This is a genomic window from Natrinema soli (genome assembly GCF_028618695.1).
This window is the reverse complement of sequence record NZ_JAQIVI010000178.1, coordinates 1-18,167: the sequence shown is the minus strand read 5'-3', so window position 1 is coordinate 18,167 and position 18,167 is coordinate 1. Positions and strand designations below refer to the sequence as shown.

Genomic DNA, 18,167 nt, shown 5'->3' with positions numbered 1-18,167 from the left:
ACCGAAAGTAAACGCCGTTGATTACCCCCACTCTCGAAGTAGAAACTCACCTAACGGAGTAGCCCCTATAGTATGACAATGGAAACACGCACCGCACATCTCGACATCACAGGGATGACCTGTGCCAACTGCTCGGGGACAGTTGGCGACGCCCTGGAGTCACTCGACGGCGTCGTCGAGGCGAACGCCAATTTCGCCACGGACGAGGGCTCCGTCGAGTACGACCCCGACGAAGTATCGCTTGCAGAGATTTACGAGACGATCGAGGACGCCGGCTACGGTGCGGTGTCTGACACGGTGACCATCGGCATCTCCGATATGACCTGTGCCAACTGTGTGCAGACCAACGAGACCGCACTCGAGAACACCCCGGGTGTCATCGCGGCCGAGGCGAACTTCGCCACCGACGAAGCGCAGGTCAGGTACAACCCCGCGGACACCTCACTCGACGCGCTCTACGACGCTATCGAAGACGCCGGGTACTCGCCGGTCCGTGAAGACAGCGACAGCGGTGAATCGGGTGACGATGCTCGGGACGCTGCACGACAGGGCGAGATTCAAAAACAGCTTCGACTGACACTGTTCGGAGCCGCGCTCTCGGCCCCCATGCTGTTTTTCCTCGCAGAGAAGTTTCTGCTCGGCGGGGGAATTCTCCCGGAGACGGTCTTCGGCGTCGAATTCGGGTGGGTCGAGTTCCTGCTGGCGACACCCGTTCAGGCCGTGCTCGGCTGGCCGTTCTACAAGAACTCGTACAACGCGCTGGTCAACAACAGGCGCGCCAACATGGACGTTCTCATCGCACTGGGGTCGTCCACTGCGTATTTCTACTCGGTCGCGGTACTCGCCGGACTGATCGCGGGGAGCCTGTACTTCGATACTGCCGCGCTCATCCTGGTGTTCATCACCCTCGGGAACTATCTCGAAGCGCGCTCGAAAGGGCAGGCGGGCGACGCCCTTCGGAAGCTCCTCGAAATGGAGGCCGAGACGGCCACTCTCGTCGACGAGGACGGCAACGAGACGGAAGTGGCACTCGAAGATGTCACCGTCGGCGACCGTATGAAGGTCCGTCCCGGCGAGCAGATTCCGACCGACGGCGTCGTCGTCGACGGGCAGAGCGCCGTCGACGAGTCGATGGTCACCGGCGAGTCGGTCCCTGTCGAGAAAGGTGAAGGGGACGAAGTCGTTGGCTCAACGATCAACGAGAACGGTGTGCTCGTCGTCGAGGCGACGAAGGTCGGAAAGGACACCGCCCTCCAGCAGATCGTCCAGACAGTCAAGGAGGCCCAGTCGCGCCAGCCCGACATCCAGAACCTTGCCGACCGTATCTCGGCGTACTTCGTCCCGGCAGTCATCGCGAACGCATTGCTGTGGGGGACTGTGTGGTTCCTGTTCCCCGAAGCACTCGCCGGATTCGTCGACTGGCTCCCGCTCTGGGGAGCGGTTGCTGGCGGACCAGCCGTGGCTGGTGGCACTGTCTCAGTCTTCGAGTTCGCGCTCATCGTCTTCGCATCGTCCGTGTTGATCGCCTGTCCCTGTGCGCTCGGGTTAGCGACGCCTGCTGCAACGATGGTTGGGACGACCATCGGTGCACAGAACGGCGTCCTATTCAAGGGTGGTGACATCCTCGAACGCGCCAAGGACGTCGACACAGTCGTCTTCGACAAGACTGGGACGCTCACGAAAGGTGAGATGGAACTGACCGACGTCGTCGTGTTCGACGGTGACGGACAGCCTCTCACGGATGGCGGCGACACCGCTGCCGATGGCGGCCGACTGAGCGCTCGCGAACACCTCGGTGAGGAGGACGTCCTGCGGCTCGCGGCCACGGCCGAACATGCGAGCGAACACCCGCTTGCCCGTGCCATTGTCGACGGCGCCGAAGAGCGGGGGATCGACGTGACCGACCCGGACGACTTCGAGAACGTCCCCGGCCACGGCATCCAAGCGACCGTCGGTGACAGCGAGGTCCTGGTCGGGAATCGGAAGCTCCTCCGTGACAACGGGATCGACCCGTCGCCCGCGCAAGACACGATGGAACGCCTCGAGAACGAGGGGAAGACGGCGATGCTCGTCGCCTACGAGGGCGATCTCGTGGGTGTGGTCGCCGACGCCGACACGATCAAAGAGAGCGCGAAAGACGCGGTGAGTCAGCTCCAGGAGCGCGGCGTCGACGTGATGATGATCACCGGCGACAACGAGCGTACCGCCCGCGCCGTCGCCGAACAGGTCGGCATCGACCCCGAGAACGTCCGCGCGGAGGTCCTCCCCGAGGATAAGTCCGATGCCGTCGAGTCCATCCAAGACGAGGGCCGCAAGGCGATGATGGTTGGTGACGGCGTCAACGACGCGCCCGCCCTTGCCGTCGCGTATGTTGGAACGGCCATCGGCTCGGGAACTGACGTCGCCATCGAGGCCGCGGACGTCACGCTGATGCGCGACGACCCAGTCGACGTCGTGAAAGCGATCCGCATCTCGGACGCGACGCTCGCGAAGATCAAGCAGAACCTCGTCTGGGCGCTCGGGTACAACACGGCGATGATCCCGCTCGCGTCGCTGGGCCTACTCCAACCCGTGCTCGCCGCGGGCGCGATGGCGTTCTCCAGCGTGTCGGTGCTGTCGAACAGCCTGCTGTTCCGGCGCTACACCCCCGACCACGACTACGAACTGCTCGGAAAGCTACGCTGACTACACACCGCTTGATTCACCATGTCTAACGTATCCCGCCGCACGGTGCGTGCGTATCTGGTCAACAGAGCTGGCACCGAGCCAACGTACCTACGCGCTCGTGAGATAGCCAGCGATCTCGACGGATCGCCCAAAGCCGTCGCACAGTATCTGAGCCAGCTCCAAGACGACCTCACCGACGTGTCGCTCGAACAGTGGGGGCGCTCGAAGAGCACAACGTGGCGAATCGAGGTGAGCGAATCGTGAGTACCGTTGCGCGGCGGGTCGAAACCGTCCTCCCCAACACTGGAACCCGAGAATGGTGGGCGCTGTATCTGCTTGTCCCGCTCATCCTCGTCGGTGTCGCACTCCTCGCGTTCCCATCGCTTGTCTACGACCGGTTCGTCTGGCAGTATCTCTGGGGTCCGGTCGTCGCCGACGCTGCCGGCCAGCCAGTCACACACGGGGGAATACAGGCCGTCCGCGGATACAACACCGTAAACACGGTGACCTATCTCGCGGCCGTCGTGTACAGTCTCCCAGGACTCCGGGCATATCTCGACTACCTCGATGTCACGTTCGATGCGCGGCTCGCGTACGGGTTCGCGCCAATCATCGTCGCCGGCGGAGCGATGCGCGCCCTCGAGGATATCGGACTGCTCGGCGACTACGCAGTGTGGTTCATCACGCCCTCGATCTACTTCGTCGTTACCGCCGTCACCGTCCTCGCGCTCGGCGTCGGCGCCGTCGCTCGTGGCCGGAATATCGGGTCCATTCCGTCAATAGTCGGTCTCGTTGGATCGGTCTGGGTGATTGGAGCCGTCGGGTGGGCACTCTGGTATGGACTCTCGACGGCAGCGACATTCCGCCTGTGGGTTCCTGTTGCGACGACGGGGATCGCCCTCGGCGTGACCGCGCTCTACTACTGGGGTGCGGGTCTCGTCGATATCGCACATCTCCGACATCCGCTGTTCTTGCTGGCCGTCTTCGGACAAATGTGGGACGCGTCGCAGAATCTCATCGGTGTGACGTTCCTCGGCTACTCCCCGAAGCTGGTCATCACGAATCTCGTGTATCAAGCGACTGGATTTTCGGGGTCAACATTCGTCCTCAAACTCCTCGTAACCGGTGGCATCGTGTGGTACCTCGCAGACGCGAAAGATGAGATGAATCACACTTGGTGGTGGCTCATGACGTTCTTCATCGGGGCGATCGGACTCCCGATGGGCGTTCGCGGATCACTTCGGATGCTGCTGGGGGCCTAATAATGGCCTCAATACTTGGTACCTAACCGATGACTCGAACATCCAGAATTGCGATAATAGGAGGTGGGATGGCCGGACTTGCAGCAGCTGCAGGATTCGACAACGCTGGATTCGACGTCGAACTGTATGAGCGTCAGTCCTACGACAGCAAACGCGTTAATTGCGGAGAAGCGATGACAGCGGTATCGAAGATCCCACTCGAGCCGACTGTAGAGAACGGCTTTCTCAATCCGCTGCCAGCGATGGAAGTGGAGGTGTATGACGGAATCGACGCCGATCGCCACCGCACTGGAGCCGGTACCTTTCCTGCTGCGGATACATATATAACGGACCGAAATATCGTTGAGCAGTCTTGGGCAGAACAACTCTCAGAGAAGGGTGTTGACATCCACGAAAAACAGTCTATCACACGGACAGATTTCCACGAACTCACTAAAGAGTACGATCTCGTCGTTGATGCAACTGGTCAGCCATCACTCTCTAGCAAAGCACTCGGAACAACTAACGAGTATTCAGGGTATATGATAGCGCTCAACAGTGACGTTGAAGGAGATTTCACCGAGTTGTATCCGAACAGCCGGATTGTTCTAGAGAATTATACTGGATACTCATGGGCATTCCCGAAGACACCGCAACGAGCCAACGTTGGTATCGGCTGGACGGTCAGTGATCGGCCTAGTGATTATATGAAGGCATTGAGGGAAGCCTGTAAGCGGAATGGGTGGCCAGTCCCGTCGCAGCAACGGACGAACGTCGCAATCATTCCTGAGGGACCAAGCCTCGATCCTGACAGAACCTATCTACCGGAGCACTCTGTCGTACGGGTTGGTGATGCTGCAGGTATCGCAAATCGACTCACCGGGAAGGGGATTTCACAGGCCGTTGAATCAGGATTTTTGGCCGCAGAGCTAGCTAAAGGCAATCAATTACACAGATACCCCGATAAATTATATCAGAGGATGAAAATGGAGTATATATTCGCAACAGTTGTGAGATATTTCCTTGAAACTCGTGAGCCACAGATTTTGGGAGCAGCAATTCATGCCGCCGCCGGGATCGATATTGAACACGTTGATCGGTCTCCGAGCACAGTTCTACTGCGTCTCCTCCGCCACCCTGTCTTGTTCGCCCGAATTTTCTCGAGACGGCGAGTTTTAAAGCGTGTCTATGGAGGAATGACCAACCAGTGGGAGTTAATTGATTGACCTCCTTTGCTGGCTAGTCTGTCGAAGAAAAGTGTACGGGTCCTTTTTCGATTCAGCTATTGTGTGATTGGTCGTTAGAACGGGTGATCGAGGAAGCAGATCACCCGAGTCGCAACACTCCCCTGTAACAGTCGGCGATGCCAGTCCATCCTCATATATCCATTGTAACAAGATCCATATCATTCACCTCAGAGCTTAAGGCTTCGAAGCCTATTACACGAGAAGATTAATCATGTGTCTTCAGAATCATCACCGCCGCTACGAGACTCTGCCACGAGACTGCGCCACTGCTCCCAGCGGGGGATAAACATCGGTACCCTACGCTGATACGTTCGGTAGCCCTCACCGAATTGGTCGATCATATCAAGCTCTTCTCTCCGTGCAAGCCACGTGAAGACCACGACAACGAGCGGAAATAGACCGACAGAAAAGATCGTCGGCCAGTGAATAATCCCCTCGCCGAACAGCGCGATGAATAGACCGGTGTACTGTGGATGACGGACGTACCTGTAAAGCCCATCTGTGACCAGTTGATCGTCCTGTCGAGCTCGATAGACCTGTCGCCACCCCTGTGCAAACAGGCCAATGCCGACAAACGCTACTGCATAGCCGAGCAGCATTGATACGAACATACCCGTCTCGCCGAACCCGACAAGTGTAGACCAGAGATTGGTACTGACGTACTCGCGATCCAGGCCGAAAAACCGGACCAGCAAATAGATCGTGAGTGGAAAGCCGTACATCTCCGCATAAAGTGCGATGATGAACGCCTGTACAACTCCTGCGCCAACCCACTCCCGCCAGCTATCAGGAGCGAAGTACCGATAGAAGAACCAGGAAACAACGACGATGACGATAAGCGCGAGACCCCAAGCTGCAGGGTTCGTGAGAGAGGCGTCTATTGTTGACGTGGCATAGATGCTTCGAGGCATGCTGTAGTGATTCACGTCACCAACCTACCCGAGAAGATACCGAGTCCAGGGATACCGTTCAACGAGCGGCACACCATCGACCTCGTACTGTTCGATATACGCATCGAGGCCGAGTATCCGTCCAGCGCCGAACGCGGCGACAGAGAGGAACACGAGCATGTACGCGAAATCCCCGTTGATGTAGCCGTGTGCGACGTCCCAGTTGCCGAAATAGAACATGATCATCATAAACGCCCCCCAGAACGCAGCGAGCCGAGTGAGCACACCGAATAACAACCCGAGGCCGATCAGCACCTCACCCCACGGCACTGCGACGTTCACGAAGTCGACGAACCACGGCGTGTTCCCCATCGAGACGAACAAATCTGCAAGCGGACTCCCGCTGTTCGGCACGGCCCCGGTGAGATATCCACCGGCACTAAAACTCCCCGAGAGGACCTTATCAAGTCCACTCTGGAAGAACGCAATCCCCATCATCAGCCTGAGCGCAAAGATAAACCAGACGCTTAAGGGATGGAGCTTCCCGCTCGCCGTGAAGCCGCCAATTGTGCTTTCTAGCGTGACTTCCTGTGGTGACATACTACAGAGTGATTCGTCAACGTCGTATAAAGCTACGCGCCTCTTACCGATTATAGTAGGCCGTACAAGCTCTGCGGGAACCAGTAGTTAGCTGCGAACCACACTCTCCCAGAAGCGACGAACCCGACCACCGTTGAAGTGAGAGAAATAGAACGTCGCAGCTACTCTTGGGTGAGTAGGCGACGAAGAACGAGATGGAGAATACCGCCGTTTTCGACGTATCGAACAGCAGCCGGTGTACTAATCTGGGCAGTGGCTGGGAATTCAACGGTCGATCCGTCAGATCGTTCAGCGACGACAGTAAGTTCGTCGTTCACGCTCAGGCCGTCGTCGAGGCCGTGGATCGCGATATTCTCCGATCCATCGAGATCGAGTGACTCCCAGGAGTCGCCGTCGGCAAACTGGAGCGGGAGGACGCCCATGCCGACGAGGTTGTCGCGGAAGATGCGCTCGTAGCTCTCAGCGATGGTTGCACGAACGCCCAAGAGGTCGGTCCCCTTCGCGGCCCAGTCGCGGCTCGACCCCGTTCCAAGTTCTTCACCCGCAAACACGACCAGCGGCGTATCGTCCTCTCGATAGCGCTGACTCGCTTCGAAGACGGTCGTCTGTTCGCCCGTCGGCTGATGAACCGTGTAGCCCCCCTCGACATCGTCGAGCATCTCGTTCTCGATGCGGACGTTGGCGAAGGTGCCGCGCATCATCACCTCGTGGTTGCCCCGGCGAGCGCCGTACGTGTTGAACTCGTGGGGCTCGACGCCCTGTTCGACGAGCCACTCACCAGCAGGTTGCTCACGAGAGAACGGGCCCGCTGGGCTGATGTGGTCAGTCGTGACCGTATCACCGAGCAGCATCAACGTGCGAGCGTCCTGGATGTCTGCGACGCCGGGCTCGTCCAGCGGGAAGTCCTCGAAGAAGGGCGGTTCGCGGATGTACGTCGAAGAGTCGTCCCACTCGTAGACGTCGCCGGTTGGCGCGTCGAGCGCGTCCCAGCGCTCGTCACCTTCGAACACTTCGGCGTACTTCTCCTCGAACATCGAGGAATCGACACTGTCGTGGACTGCCGTGTGGATCTCGTCGGCGTCGGGCCAGATGTCAGAGAGGTAGACCGGATTGCCGTCGTCGTCAGTGCCGAGTGGATCGTGTTCGAGATCGATATCCATGCGTCCGGCGAGTCCGTAGGCGACCACGAGCGGCGGACTGGCGAGGTAGTTCGCCCGGATCTTCGGGTGGATGCGTGCCTCGAAGTTCCGGTTGCCAGAGAGGACACTCGTCGTCCAGAGATCCTCGGCGTCGATCGCGCGTTCAATGGGTTCGGGAAGCGGTCCAGCGTTTCCGATACAGGTCGTACAGCCGTAGCCGACGACGTTGTAGCCGAGATCTTCGAGATAGGGAAGCAGTCCCGATTCTTCGAGATACTCAGTGACGACACGACTGCCCGGTGCAAGGCTCGTTTTGACGTGGTCCGGGATATCGAGACCGCGCTCGACGGCGTTACGGGCGAGCAGTCCCGCCGCGAGCATCACCGACGGGTTCGACGTGTTCGTACAACTGGTGATGGCGCTGACGACGACACTGCCGTGCCCGATCTCGGCCGTCTCACCGTTCACGTCGACTTCGACTCGGTCGTTAAGTTCGCCGACGTCCGGTTCCGGAAGATCGGGGTCGGGTCGGTCGTCGTCGGTACCGCTGCTCTCGCTGATCCATCGCGTGATCGCGTCTTCGTCGACGTCGTCGAGTTCGTCCGCGAATTCGCCGTGAACCAGTCCCCGGAAGTGTGACTTCATGTCGCCCATTGCGACCCGGTCCTGGGGCTTCTTCGGTCCGGCGAGGCTGGGCGTGATCGTCGAAAGATCGAACTCGACCGTTTCGGTGTACTCAGGGTTCTGTTCACCGAATAGCCCCTGTGCGTCGAGATATTCGCGGACGAGTTCGATGTGCTGCTCGTCGCGGCCCGTGAGTTCGAGATAGTCGAGGGTCGCCTCGTCGACGGGGAACATACTGATGGTCGAACCCTGTTCGGGCGCCATATTCGCGATGGTCGCCCTGTCTGGAACGGTGAGATTCGCCACACCAGGGCCGAAGAATTCGACGAATCGATCGACAACGCCGACCTCCCGAAGCTGTTCAGTAACGTGAAGGACGAGGTCGGTTGCGGTCGCCCCCTCGGGAAGTTCGCCGGTGAGCCGGACCCCGACCACCTCGGGGAGCTTCATCGTGATTGGCTGGCCGAGCATCGCGGCTTCAGCTTCGATGCCGCCGACACCCCAGCCGACGACGCCGATGCCGCCGATCATCGGCGTGTGGCTGTCCGTCCCCACGAGCGTGTCCGGCAGGAGCCACTCGTCCCCATTCCGCTCACGGGCGTGGACAACCTGCCCGAGGTACTCGAGATTAACTTGGTGGACGATTCCAGTTCCCGGCGGGACGACGCGGAAGTCGTCGAACGCCTGCTGGGCCCACTTAAGAGAACGGTACCGCTCGCCGTTGCGCTCGTACTCCAGTTCGACGTTCTTCTCGTAGGCCTCCTCGGAGCCGAAGTAATCGACCTGCACGCTGTGGTCGATCACGAGGTCGCACGGGACGTCCGGCTCGACGATGGTTGGATCCGCCCCCTTACGATCGACCGCTGAGCGGAGTGCTGCGAGGTCGACCACCGCAGGGACACCGGTGAGGTCCTGGAGGACGACTCGGGAGGGCGTGAACGGGAGTTCGACGTCTGGGACGTCGGGTTCCCACGACGCAGCATTGCGAACGTCCTCGGCGGTTATCGTCTCCCCGTCGACGTTGCGGAGAACGGACTCGAGGAGAACGCGGATACTGACGGGGAGCTGATCGAGTTCGCAGAGCCCCTCGTCTTCGAGGACTGTGAGGTCGGCCATCTTGTAGGAGGTGCCGTCGAACTCGAATTCGCGGATTGCGTCGAACGGGGACGATTCGTCCATACCTCGTGCTACGGTGACCTGGCTATTGAATTATCTCCCCTATGCACGGGGTGACGTTGTGGACGGTCACAATATACGATCAAGTGCATCCCTGATCGACGCGACCTCGACGACACGAATCCCCTGAATCGTCACGTCAGACGGATTGCCCTCAGGAACGATCAGTTCCGCCGCTCCGAATGCTCGCGCTGCACGGGCCTTTGCTTCGATTTCACCGACGGGAAGCAACACTCCTTCGTCGTTCACAATGCCCGTGATTTGCTTCGTTCGTGGAGGGGACTGTCTCCGGAGGCTAGCGACTAGTGCGACCGTGAGGCCCGCTTCCCAGCTTTTGCCGCCGAGAGCGAGTACGTCTGAATCAGGAGGATCGAACGTGACTCGTATCGCCGTTCCCGCGAGCGAACGGCCAGTGAGACGCGTCGCCGTCTCCGTCGCCTCCCGGAGTGCGAGCTGTAAATCGTGACGGACCTCAACGTCGCCCACATCGACAAACAACTCACCATCACCCTCCGAAAACGCAAACTTGACCGGGAGTATGAGGCCCTCGCCAGACGAATCGACTGCTGGAAGATAATACTGTACCATGGCGGGAAGCGTCGCCCCACCGGCAAGCGTCGCCAGCGATTGAAACCCCTCGTCGGAGCGTGTGAGACCGAGAACTGCTCCAGCACCTCCGACACCACCGGTGGCGAGTCCGACAAGGAATCCGCGCCGTGACAGAATCTCATCTTCGATCCGACCAATGACATCGCTTTCCGAATCAGAAGGGAGCTGGGTCGCGGTGGAGTCGTCGGAAGCCATGATACTGTACTATGGGCCTATCGAACGTCGTGGTATTGACTAACAGTCACACAGTAATAAAGCCTCTTCGAGGGACGATGTCCCGCTGGAACGGGTACGCCTATGCCGATCGTTCTCCGAGTATCAGAATACGCCCCTCGTGAAATATGACGCATCGATATCGGTCACTCGTTGGCATCACAGTCGTGAGCGCTATCGTGACCGGTGTCGGTGTCTGGGTCGCCTATTTGCTCGAAATCGCTCTGTTTCAGGCGACGCCGAACATGACGTGGACACTACTGGTCGGACTCGTCGAGGAAGCACTCGTTCGCTTCCTCCCACTGATTCTCACGTTCTACGGCTGGAGTTACTGGCGGGGACGACTCCTCTCGAAAACCGAAGGGCTGTTCGCTACCGTGACGTCCGGATTCACCGTCGCTGGACTCGAGGTACTGCTCAAACTCGAGTACTTGGCGCAATTGGAGGCGACGGTCCGGTTCGATTCGCTGTTGCTGCCGCTGGTGTTCGTACATATCCCGTTTGCGCTGCTCGCCGGGCGGTTCGTGTACGCGATCGGAGAACGGATTCACGGAAACGAACCGATCGGAATCCCGTCGCTCTCTCGGCGAACCGTGACGCTGCTCGTACTCGGCTATCTCGGCCTCGCACTTGCACACGTCGGATACAATATACTCGTCTAGTCGCACAAACAGAAACATGAGGAGGATTTAGCGGGCAAAAATCGCGTTTCAGCTACCGATTACCCATCGACGCAACGACGCGTGTTCACTCGTGGTCGTCGCCGAGAGCTGTGCTGACCATCCCGTTCAATTCTTCGAGCTTCTCGCGAACGCGCTCGGGCTTGTCAGCCGGCGGGTCTTCCAAGGCGACCTGCTCGTGGGGATCCGGTTCGCCGACGATGACGCTCCCGATCATGCCGAGGCTCTCGTGAGGCGTGCAGTAGTAGTGATAGACGCCCTCGGTCTCGAACGTGTGTTCGAACGTTGCGCCCTGTTCGGAGACGATACCGCTGTCCCAGGCCGCAGCCCCGTCGGGGACGAGCTGGGGCTGGTCGTTGTCGGAGTGGTATGCGGTCGTCGAGTGGCTCCCGCTCTCGTTGTGCCAGGTCACGGTCCCACCGACGTTCACCCGCACGACGTGTGGCTCGAAGTGGTAGCCACCGTCCTCGGTAATCATGTTCACTTCGGCCGCATCGGACGGCGCTCCGACCGCTTCGTCGTGACCGCCCTCGTCATCGTGGCCATCCTCCTCGTCGCTGTGGCCGGACTCCGTGTCGGTGTCGTCGTGGCCACTCTCGGTCGGCGTTCCGCCGTCGTTGTTCTGCGTTCCAGTGCATCCGGCAAGCCCAACGACTGCCGCACCGGCAGTCAGCTGAACCATCCGTCGACGCGTGAGTGAGTCGGTCATGGCATCGGTCACCTTACACGTAATCCTACACACTCGGAGGATATAGACCGGCAAGCAGATTTGCTGGGTCAGCAAATCGGCGTTTCTTTATATACTCTTTACCAACAACACGGACTGTGAGTGAAGAGCGGGACATCTCGGGGATCCTCGAAATTCTGGAAGACGACTACGCACGCGCGATCCTCGAGGCGACTCGCCGAAAACAGATGTCTGCTAAGGAACTCAGCGAAGAGTGTGACATGTCAGTCTCGACAGTTTCCAGACGGGTCAATACGTTGCTAGAGTACGACTTGCTCATCGAGCGAACACACGTGGATCCCGACGGCCACCACTACAGCGAATACGAAGCCCAGCTCGACCGTGTTGAGGTACAGCTCCTCGAATCGGGATTCGACGTCCGTATCGAACTCCGTGAAGACGCTCCCGACAGATTCGCTCGGTTGTGGAACACAATGAGGAACGAATAACTATGCACCCCGGACTCATCGTCGCAAAGCTCGTTACAATGGTTCTGGGATTCCTGATCGCCTTTCAGGCCTATCGAGGGTATCGGCGTAGTGATAGCCAATCGATGCTGTACCTTGCGGTTGGTTTCGCCATCATCAGCTTCGGTGCGATCGTCGAAGGAATCTTGTTCGACGTGGTTGGCCTGACCTTCCATAATGCGGGAACGGTGGCAACAACCATCGTCGCGATTGGTATGCTCACGATCCTGTACGCTCTGTACGGACGTGACTCGAAGAAATTGGAGGAGTGAGTGAATGGTGGATACAACAACAGCAGTTCTCTTGGTCGTCCGCACGCTCGTACTCGCACTCGGTATCCTGATCACGTATTACAGTTTCGAGGCATATCGACGAACGGGGACGTACTATATGCGAAACGCTGCAATTGGCTTTGGAATCATCACTCTCGGTGTGTTCATCGAAGGAATACTGTTTGAGTTCGGAGGGCTCGATCTCGCTCTTGTCCACATCATCGAATCGGTCGCCATCGGTCTCGGATTCATTGTCCTTCTCATCTCGCTTCGCCGGTAGCTCAAACCGCGTCTACACTCCTCGAATGGTCAACACTGGCTCATCCGAGTTCCGGAGAACCCGTTCGGTCACACTTCCGATGAGCCGTCGTGAAATGCCGGACCGTCCGTGTGTTCCCATCACGATGAGGTCGATTCCGTGTTGATCGCAGTACTCCCCTATTGCCTGATGAGGAACGCCGTGGGTGATCTCAGCAGCGACTGAAACACCGTCGGCAGCTGCCCGGGATTGGACATCTTCTACGACAGTATCCCCGTTTTGCTCCAGTACTTGCTGCAGTTCGTCCCATGTCCATCCCGGACGAGACGCGTAGGCACCTCTATCGACAACGTAGAGGGCATGAAGTGTCGCATCGTACGTCCGAGCCAAATCAAGAGCGTGAGTGACGGCCTCCCGTGCGGGTTTACTCCCGTCCGTTGGAGCGAGGATATTCTCGAAGCCCCCTCGCAGTTCGGATTCCGACGTCGCCGCCACCGGCTTCGATTTGACGCTGAGGACAGGAATGTCGGTAGTGCGGACGATTCGGGTCGTTACACTTCCGAGCAGGAAGCGGTCGAGACCAGTATGTCCCCGGGTTCCCATACACACGAGGTCGATCTCATTATCGGTGACGTAGGACGCAATCTCGTGCGCTGGGATACCACGACGAACCTCAGTTGCCGCATCGAGGCCGTGTTCTGCGGCTCGAGTTGCGATCTGCTGGGTGGCGGCATCACCAGCGTCATACCACGTGTCCGGGAGCGTCTCCAGGTCGATTTCCAGCGCGGTCAGTTCCAGCTTCCGTTCGATCGGTGAACTGTCGACGACGTGGAGAGCGTGGACGGTTGCGTCGTATCGGCGAGCGAGGTCAAGTCCGTACTGGACTGCGGGCTCGACGTTATCGCTGCCATCGGTTGGAATGAGGATGTCGGTGTACATGATTGGATGTGTGCGTTGATTTTGCTACGGACTCTCATCCGTCGGTTTGGGCGACTCATGGGCTGTCGACTCGATGCGTTCCTTGAAGAAGACGAGTTCCTTGTTCGTGTGGTCGTAGAGTTTCGCCTTTCCATTGAGAGCGGTCGTGAACACCCATTTCAGCGCCCGTCCCCGTCGGTTGTTCGGGAAGTCCATCCAGACGGCGTGTGACATGCGAGTCCCGTCTTCAGTCTCTTCGAGTCGAATGGTACCTCCTTCGGGGATCCGAACGGTGACGAGTCCGCGAAGGAGCGGATAGTACGCCGTCCCCGCCCAGACCGCCACGTTGGGATGGTCGATATACTGGAATCGGCCATGCAGGTCGGCGTACATCCCGGCGACCTCTTCGGCCTGGTGGAACGTTGCGCCCTCCCGGGGACGGTTATCGGGCGTGTCGTATTCGAGCCCATAGTGTTCTTCGGGGTTCGACGCCGTCCAATGGGCTGGGTCGGTTACGTACTCCCAGATCTCCTCGGACGATGCGTCGATGACGATTTCGGCTTTGTCAGTGACGTACATTGGTGTCTCCGGCGCCTCCTACCGCGTGAAGACGTTGTACAGCCACGCGAAGGCGTACACGAGGACGAAGCTGATCACCGCTGCCTCGACCATCCCCGCCACAGTCCCGACGACGGTCGGTTCGAAGAACAGGTGCCACTGCTCCATCGCTTCGACTGCCCCCTCGTAGACGCCGATCGCTCCGAACACACCGAGCAGGAGCATCGCGATGGCAGAGACGACTGCTGCTGCGCCCGCCAGTGCCAACGAATCGAGCTGCATCACGTTGGTCGTGGAGTCCATTTCGTACGCGTCTTGGTTTGTGGTACTAGTGCTCATGACTAGAGATACGCTCTACTCCTTCAATCGGGTTTCTCTTACAATTCGAAAGGGAACGATCCCTTGGTAACACGGCGCAAGAATATCGTGTGGGAAACAGCGCTACAACCCCCATATCTGTATGGCCGGTCCGTCGGAAGACCACGGAGCAACCACCGACTGGAATCAGTAACACGCAAAAACTGATGAGCGCGAACGCAGACCTCGAACGGTTGACCACAGCTGATAGCATGAGTCACCTTTGAATGCAAGATTTACTCCGCCCACTGCCCCGATTTCTTAAGAACAAATAATAAAACAGATGGCTGCGATAGTCTAGATATGCAAGCCGCCCTCATCGACGGAATCCTCGAGTCGTTGCGGATCGGCGTCGGCTTCCTCTGGACGGCGGCGTGGGCGATCATCATGGGGCTCGTCATCACGAGCCTCGTCCAGGTCTACGTCTCGAAAGAGCGAATGGCCAACGTACTCGGAGAGGGGAACCTGAGTGGTCTCACGAAGGCGACGGTGTTCGGCGCGGCGAGTAGTGGTTGTAGCTTCGGCGCGGTCGCCATCGGGAAGGGACTGTTCAAGAAGGGAGCGCATACGGTGAACTTCTTCGCGTTCATGTTTGCCTCGACGAACCTCATCGTCGAACTCGGACTGATGATCCTGATCCTCCTCGGGTGGGAATTTCTGGTTGCAGAACTCCTTGGCGGCGTCATTCTCATCGCCGTGATGGCGGTCCTCGTTCATCTGACCCTCCCAGAGAACCTCTTCGAGCAAGTACGAAAGGAACTGAATCAACGCGACCACGACCAAGGGATCACTGAGGACCCAACTTGCGGGATGGAAGGCAAAGACGAGTACTCGCTGGTGACTGACGGCGGCGAGACGCTGAAGTTCTGTTCAGAAGGTTGCATGGAAACCTACCAGCAGGAAGCCGCAAGTAGCGGCGGTTGGCGCGACGAACTCCTCTCGTGGGGCGGGTGGTACAAAGTCGGGAACCAGTACCGCAAGGAGTGGTCGATGATCTGGACGGACGTCATCGCAGGCTTTCTCATTTCGGGGTTCGTCATCGTCTTCGTCCCCCAGCGAGTGTGGAACACCCTGTTCCTCCAGGGCGACGGACTACTCGTCAGCGCCGAGAACGCCATCATGGGTGTGGCGATCGCCGTTATCAGCTTCGTCGGGAGCATCGGCAACGTCCCGTTCGCCGTCGCATTGTGGGGCGGCGGTGTCAGCTTCGCCGGTGTCATCGCGTTCGTCTACGCCGATCTCATCACGATTCCAGTCCTGAACGTCTACCGGAAGTACTACGGCTGGAAAGTGATGCTGTACATCCTTGGCGTCTTCTTCGTCACGATGGCCTTTACCGGCTTCCTCATGGAGCAACTGTTCGCGGCGCTCGACATAATCCCGAACCTCGCTGGCGGGCAGACGGCGTCCGAACAGACGTACTTCGAGCTCAACTACACCTTCTACCTCAACATAATCGCGTTCGCACTCTCTGGCTTCCTCCTCTACGTCTACCGCCGAGGATTGGGTGCCCCCGGCCAGTATCGTGACCCGGTCTGTGGGATGCGGACCGATGATAGCGGGCCGAGTCTCACCCACGACGGCGAGACGTACTACTTCTGTTCGAACCGGTGCAAGCAATCGTTCGAGAAGCACCCATCCGAATTTGCACATCAGCACCCACAGGTTTCTGGGACGGGAGCTTCCCAGAACCATGAGGATCACTAACCGTCATGTCTCGATACCAAGTATCGTGGCCAGGTAGCCCAGAGTATTGCTTCGGCCAATCAAAACAGGTACAGCGATGTCTCGAGAACTCTTATGCATGAGCAGGTATCTCGGCGGATCGAGGTGGGGGACATGAATTGGCGGCGAGCCGATACAGTGGTCGGTGGCTTGGTCGCCGCCGTCCTCGTCGTCGGCGGTGTGCTCAGCTGGCAAGCATATCAGCAACAGCAAGCCTTCGACCAGATGGGATCGATGATGGGCACGTCGATGGGGTCCGTTCACGGAACGAATCCACTCTGGTACGTCCTCGGAACCTTCCTCGTCTCGGCTGTCATCGGTGGGGGGTATCTCGTGATTCGGGATGAGGTCACCAGCAGAGACGTAACTGACCGCTCACAGAATGAAATGGCGAATCCGACCGATCCGGAGGGTGACGAATCGCCAGAGGGAACCACCCAACCAGACGGGGCTATCAATCCAGAGTCTCAGCCACAGGCTCGTGTGTTGGACCTCTTGCCGGATGATGAACGCCGTATCCTCGAACCAGTCATCTCCTCGCCCGGTATCACACAGATCGAATTACGAGATCGCTCGGACTTCTCGAAGAGCAAGGTCAGTCAGACGGTCAGTGCCCTCGAGAAGCGTGGACTGTTATACCGCGAGCGTCAGGGGCGAACGTATCGTATCTATCCGAGTGACGACCTGCGGCAGAGTCAGAGCTAGCATTTGCTAGCGCCTGTCGATCAGTTTTGTAGTTAGGCGTCGTATCTACCCCCATATGTAATCGCCACGTCCCCTACTTGATAACGGACTACGAAGCGGCGAGGCTCAAAGCGGATGAAGAGGGGACCGAAGAACCGGATACCCGAGACACGGAACAGACAGCGAGGGATCAGCCCGGATTACTGGCGACTCTCAGGAGCCGACTCGCTCGATAATTCCCGGTCCAGGTCACCCCACTTGCTGTCTCGAAGGTCGGCTCGTGAATCCACACCTTTCGACGACGCTGGCTTCTGATGTCAGCGCTATATCGTCTTCTTCCAGCTACCGTCCATCGATCAGCGTATCGTCAATCAGGCAGCACTCTTCTCCAGTATGGCCAATCCTCGGACCAGGATGAATGAGTGGCTCGAAGACAATCAGGAACTCTACTGGAAGATTGTCATTCCCGCCAAGCGCAAACGGGAGTTCCGCGACAAACTGGACCAGGCGAATATCAATCACCGAACGTTGTTCCCCGGCCTCGATGGAATCGCGACGTGGCTCAAGGAGTATTACAGACCGAGCGCTTCGCAGTGACTGCACGGAAAAGGGGAGATGGAACTGCTGGCCAACTACTCAGTGTCGTCCGTGTTGGTGCTTCCCACGGCGATGGCACTTCTGGTGGTGATGGGGACTCCGTTTCGTGGGTTCCTCCTCAGCCCGTGCGGCCTCGCTCGCCGTTTCGGAATCGACGTCGATTCGGTTTTCGACGTCCGCTATCGAATCGTTCTCCAGCAGTGTCTCCAGTCGGCGTTCGAACTCCGTGTCGTCGATTTCGCCAACTGCGTACTGCCGTTTGAGAGTATCTAGAGCCACCGATTCGTCCGTCGAACCGCTCGAGGTATCACCGTACGCCTCGGGGGGGTCGTTCGATTCACTGTCGGCCAGTGCCCACACTGCCCCGGCCCCGACGACGAACGCGGGGAGAAGCCAGAACCAGGCGCTGTTTGACCCCGCAGCCGCGAGACCACCACCGAGCGCCAGGAGGCCATCCGTTCTAGTTTAGCGACTGGCTGAAACGGAGATCACGCCGAAATTGCGTCGAGTCTGACCG

20 protein-coding genes are annotated in these 18,167 nt (G+C 58.7%); 11 read left to right on the top strand and 9 right to left on the bottom strand.

Annotated features, from left to right (window positions below; translation table 11 throughout):
• Positions 1 to 78 precede the first annotated feature (78 nt).
• From PGX04_RS12015 to PGX04_RS12000, 4 genes are read left to right on the top strand one after another with little or no spacing between them, the layout of a single operon-like run.
• Positions 79 to 2,685: a heavy metal translocating P-type ATPase gene (locus tag PGX04_RS12015; protein WP_273738742.1), complete on the top strand. Its 2,607-nt coding sequence runs from the start codon at positions 79 to 81 to the stop codon at positions 2,683 to 2,685.
• A 21-nt stretch (positions 2,686 to 2,706) separates the two neighbouring features.
• The gene (locus PGX04_RS12010; RefSeq protein ID WP_273738729.1) at positions 2,707 to 2,931 is read left to right on the top strand and encodes a DUF7123 family protein; all 225 of its coding nucleotides are present in this window, start codon (positions 2,707 to 2,709) and stop codon (positions 2,929 to 2,931) included.
• Complete coding sequence (locus tag PGX04_RS12005) at positions 2,928 to 3,929, top strand: DUF63 family protein (RefSeq protein WP_273738728.1); 1,002 nt, start codon at positions 2,928 to 2,930, stop codon at positions 3,927 to 3,929. The genes PGX04_RS12010 and PGX04_RS12005 overlap by 4 nt, the downstream gene beginning before the upstream one ends.
• 29 nt (positions 3,930 to 3,958) lie before the next feature.
• Entirely contained in the window at positions 3,959 to 5,134 is a 1,176-nt protein-coding gene (locus PGX04_RS12000) for an NAD(P)/FAD-dependent oxidoreductase (protein ID WP_273738727.1), read from the top strand.
• A 230-nt stretch (positions 5,135 to 5,364) separates the two neighbouring features.
• Here the strand turns inward: PGX04_RS12000 and PGX04_RS11995 are convergent, their stop codons facing one another.
• From PGX04_RS11995 to PGX04_RS11980, 4 genes are all read right to left on the bottom strand, one after another.
• A complete protein-coding gene (locus PGX04_RS11995) occupies positions 5,365 to 6,066 on the bottom strand; it encodes a methyltransferase family protein (RefSeq protein ID WP_273738726.1) in 702 nt (233 codons plus the stop codon).
• A 24-nt stretch (positions 6,067 to 6,090) separates the two neighbouring features.
• A complete protein-coding gene (locus tag PGX04_RS11990; RefSeq protein WP_273738725.1) occupies positions 6,091 to 6,645 on the bottom strand; it encodes a DoxX family protein in 555 nt (184 codons plus the stop codon).
• A 161-nt stretch (positions 6,646 to 6,806) separates the two neighbouring features.
• Positions 6,807 to 9,587 carry an aconitate hydratase AcnA gene (acnA, locus tag PGX04_RS11985; protein ID WP_273738724.1) on the bottom strand — a complete coding sequence of 927 codons (2,781 nt, stop codon included), beginning with the start codon at positions 9,585 to 9,587 and terminating at the stop codon, positions 6,807 to 6,809.
• Positions 9,588 to 9,653: 66 nt separating this feature from the next.
• On the bottom strand, positions 9,654 to 10,388 hold the full coding sequence (locus tag PGX04_RS11980; protein ID WP_273738723.1) for a S16 family serine protease: 735 nt from the start codon (positions 10,386 to 10,388) through the stop codon (positions 9,654 to 9,656).
• A 185-nt stretch (positions 10,389 to 10,573) separates the two neighbouring features.
• Here PGX04_RS11980 and PGX04_RS11975 point away from each other — a divergent pair, with 185 nt between their 5' ends.
• Positions 10,574 to 11,068 carry a hypothetical protein gene (locus tag PGX04_RS11975; protein ID WP_273738722.1) on the top strand — a complete coding sequence of 165 codons (495 nt, stop codon included), beginning with the start codon at positions 10,574 to 10,576 and terminating at the stop codon, positions 11,066 to 11,068.
• Positions 11,069 to 11,153: 85 nt separating this feature from the next.
• Here the strand turns inward: PGX04_RS11975 and PGX04_RS11970 are convergent, their stop codons facing one another.
• A complete protein-coding gene (locus PGX04_RS11970; RefSeq protein WP_273738721.1) occupies positions 11,154 to 11,795 on the bottom strand; it encodes a plastocyanin/azurin family copper-binding protein in 642 nt (213 codons plus the stop codon).
• A gap of 116 nt (positions 11,796 to 11,911) precedes the next feature.
• Between PGX04_RS11970 and PGX04_RS11965 the strand changes: the two genes are divergently transcribed.
• The 3 genes from PGX04_RS11965 to PGX04_RS11955 are packed head-to-tail and all read left to right on the top strand — an operon-like array spanning position 11,912 to position 12,832.
• Complete coding sequence (locus PGX04_RS11965; protein WP_273738720.1) at positions 11,912 to 12,262, top strand: ArsR/SmtB family transcription factor; 351 nt, start codon at positions 11,912 to 11,914, stop codon at positions 12,260 to 12,262.
• A gap of 2 nt (positions 12,263 to 12,264) precedes the next feature.
• Positions 12,265 to 12,552 (top strand): DUF7521 family protein, encoded by a 288-nt coding sequence (locus PGX04_RS11960; RefSeq protein WP_273738719.1) that lies wholly within the window; start codon positions 12,265 to 12,267, stop codon positions 12,550 to 12,552.
• Between the two features lie 4 nt (positions 12,553 to 12,556).
• Entirely contained in the window at positions 12,557 to 12,832 is a 276-nt protein-coding gene (locus PGX04_RS11955) for a DUF7521 family protein (RefSeq protein ID WP_273738718.1), read from the top strand.
• Between the two features lie 12 nt (positions 12,833 to 12,844).
• Here PGX04_RS11955 and PGX04_RS11950 read toward each other — a convergent pair whose 3' ends face one another.
• Genes PGX04_RS11950 through PGX04_RS11940 form a run of 3 tightly spaced genes read right to left on the bottom strand, consistent with a single transcriptional unit; the run spans position 12,845 to position 14,626 of the window.
• A complete protein-coding gene (locus tag PGX04_RS11950) occupies positions 12,845 to 13,750 on the bottom strand; it encodes a universal stress protein (protein WP_273738717.1) in 906 nt (301 codons plus the stop codon).
• Between the two features lie 24 nt (positions 13,751 to 13,774).
• Complete coding sequence (locus PGX04_RS11945) at positions 13,775 to 14,308, bottom strand: SRPBCC family protein (protein WP_273738716.1); 534 nt, start codon at positions 14,306 to 14,308, stop codon at positions 13,775 to 13,777.
• An 18-nt stretch (positions 14,309 to 14,326) separates the two neighbouring features.
• The gene (locus PGX04_RS11940; protein ID WP_273738715.1) at positions 14,327 to 14,626 is read right to left on the bottom strand and encodes a hypothetical protein; all 300 of its coding nucleotides are present in this window, start codon (positions 14,624 to 14,626) and stop codon (positions 14,327 to 14,329) included.
• A 321-nt stretch (positions 14,627 to 14,947) separates the two neighbouring features.
• On the opposite strand from PGX04_RS11940, the gene PGX04_RS11935 reads away from it, so the two are divergent.
• The 3 genes from PGX04_RS11935 to PGX04_RS11925 all read left to right on the top strand — a co-directional run bounded on the left by PGX04_RS11935 (position 14,948) and on the right by PGX04_RS11925 (position 17,650).
• Entirely contained in the window at positions 14,948 to 16,351 is a 1,404-nt protein-coding gene (locus PGX04_RS11935) for a permease (protein ID WP_273738714.1), read from the top strand.
• A gap of 132 nt (positions 16,352 to 16,483) precedes the next feature.
• Positions 16,484 to 17,074, top strand: a complete 591-nt coding sequence (locus tag PGX04_RS11930) for a helix-turn-helix transcriptional regulator (protein ID WP_273738713.1) — start codon at positions 16,484 to 16,486, stop codon at positions 17,072 to 17,074.
• Positions 17,075 to 17,467: 393 nt separating this feature from the next.
• Complete coding sequence (locus tag PGX04_RS11925) at positions 17,468 to 17,650, top strand: hypothetical protein (protein ID WP_273738712.1); 183 nt, start codon at positions 17,468 to 17,470, stop codon at positions 17,648 to 17,650.
• Positions 17,651 to 17,689: 39 nt separating this feature from the next.
• On the opposite strand, the gene PGX04_RS11920 is transcribed toward PGX04_RS11925, so the two are convergent.
• On the bottom strand, positions 17,690 to 17,929 hold the full coding sequence (locus PGX04_RS11920; protein WP_273738711.1) for an SHOCT domain-containing protein: 240 nt from the start codon (positions 17,927 to 17,929) through the stop codon (positions 17,690 to 17,692).
• Positions 17,930 to 18,167 lie beyond the last annotated feature (238 nt).

Coding starts and splice junctions, on each gene's coding strand:
- PGX04_RS11995 (WP_273738726.1), bottom strand. CDS start 6,066: ATGCCTCGAAGCATCTATGCCACGTCAACAATAGACGCCTCTCTCACG.
- PGX04_RS12000 (WP_273738727.1), top strand. CDS start 3,959: ATGACTCGAACATCCAGAATTGCGATAATAGGAGGTGGGATGGCCGGA.
- PGX04_RS11960 (WP_273738719.1), top strand. CDS start 12,265: ATGCACCCCGGACTCATCGTCGCAAAGCTCGTTACAATGGTTCTGGGA.
- PGX04_RS11950 (WP_273738717.1), bottom strand. CDS start 13,750: ATGTACACCGACATCCTCATTCCAACCGATGGCAGCGATAACGTCGAG.
- PGX04_RS12015 (WP_273738742.1), top strand. CDS start 79: ATGGAAACACGCACCGCACATCTCGACATCACAGGGATGACCTGTGCC.
- PGX04_RS11930 (WP_273738713.1), top strand. CDS start 16,484: ATGAATTGGCGGCGAGCCGATACAGTGGTCGGTGGCTTGGTCGCCGCC.
- PGX04_RS11955 (WP_273738718.1), top strand. CDS start 12,557: ATGGTGGATACAACAACAGCAGTTCTCTTGGTCGTCCGCACGCTCGTA.
- PGX04_RS11970 (WP_273738721.1), bottom strand. CDS start 11,795: ATGACCGACTCACTCACGCGTCGACGGATGGTTCAGCTGACTGCCGGT.
- PGX04_RS12010 (WP_273738729.1), top strand. CDS start 2,707: ATGTCTAACGTATCCCGCCGCACGGTGCGTGCGTATCTGGTCAACAGA.
- acnA (WP_273738724.1), bottom strand. CDS start 9,587: ATGGACGAATCGTCCCCGTTCGACGCAATCCGCGAATTCGAGTTCGAC.
- PGX04_RS11945 (WP_273738716.1), bottom strand. CDS start 14,308: ATGTACGTCACTGACAAAGCCGAAATCGTCATCGACGCATCGTCCGAG.
- PGX04_RS11935 (WP_273738714.1), top strand. CDS start 14,948: ATGCAAGCCGCCCTCATCGACGGAATCCTCGAGTCGTTGCGGATCGGC.
- PGX04_RS11980 (WP_273738723.1), bottom strand. CDS start 10,388: ATGGCTTCCGACGACTCCACCGCGACCCAGCTCCCTTCTGATTCGGAA.
- PGX04_RS11990 (WP_273738725.1), bottom strand. CDS start 6,645: ATGTCACCACAGGAAGTCACGCTAGAAAGCACAATTGGCGGCTTCACG.
- PGX04_RS11940 (WP_273738715.1), bottom strand. CDS start 14,626: ATGAGCACTAGTACCACAAACCAAGACGCGTACGAAATGGACTCCACG.
- PGX04_RS11925 (WP_273738712.1), top strand. CDS start 17,468: ATGAATGAGTGGCTCGAAGACAATCAGGAACTCTACTGGAAGATTGTC.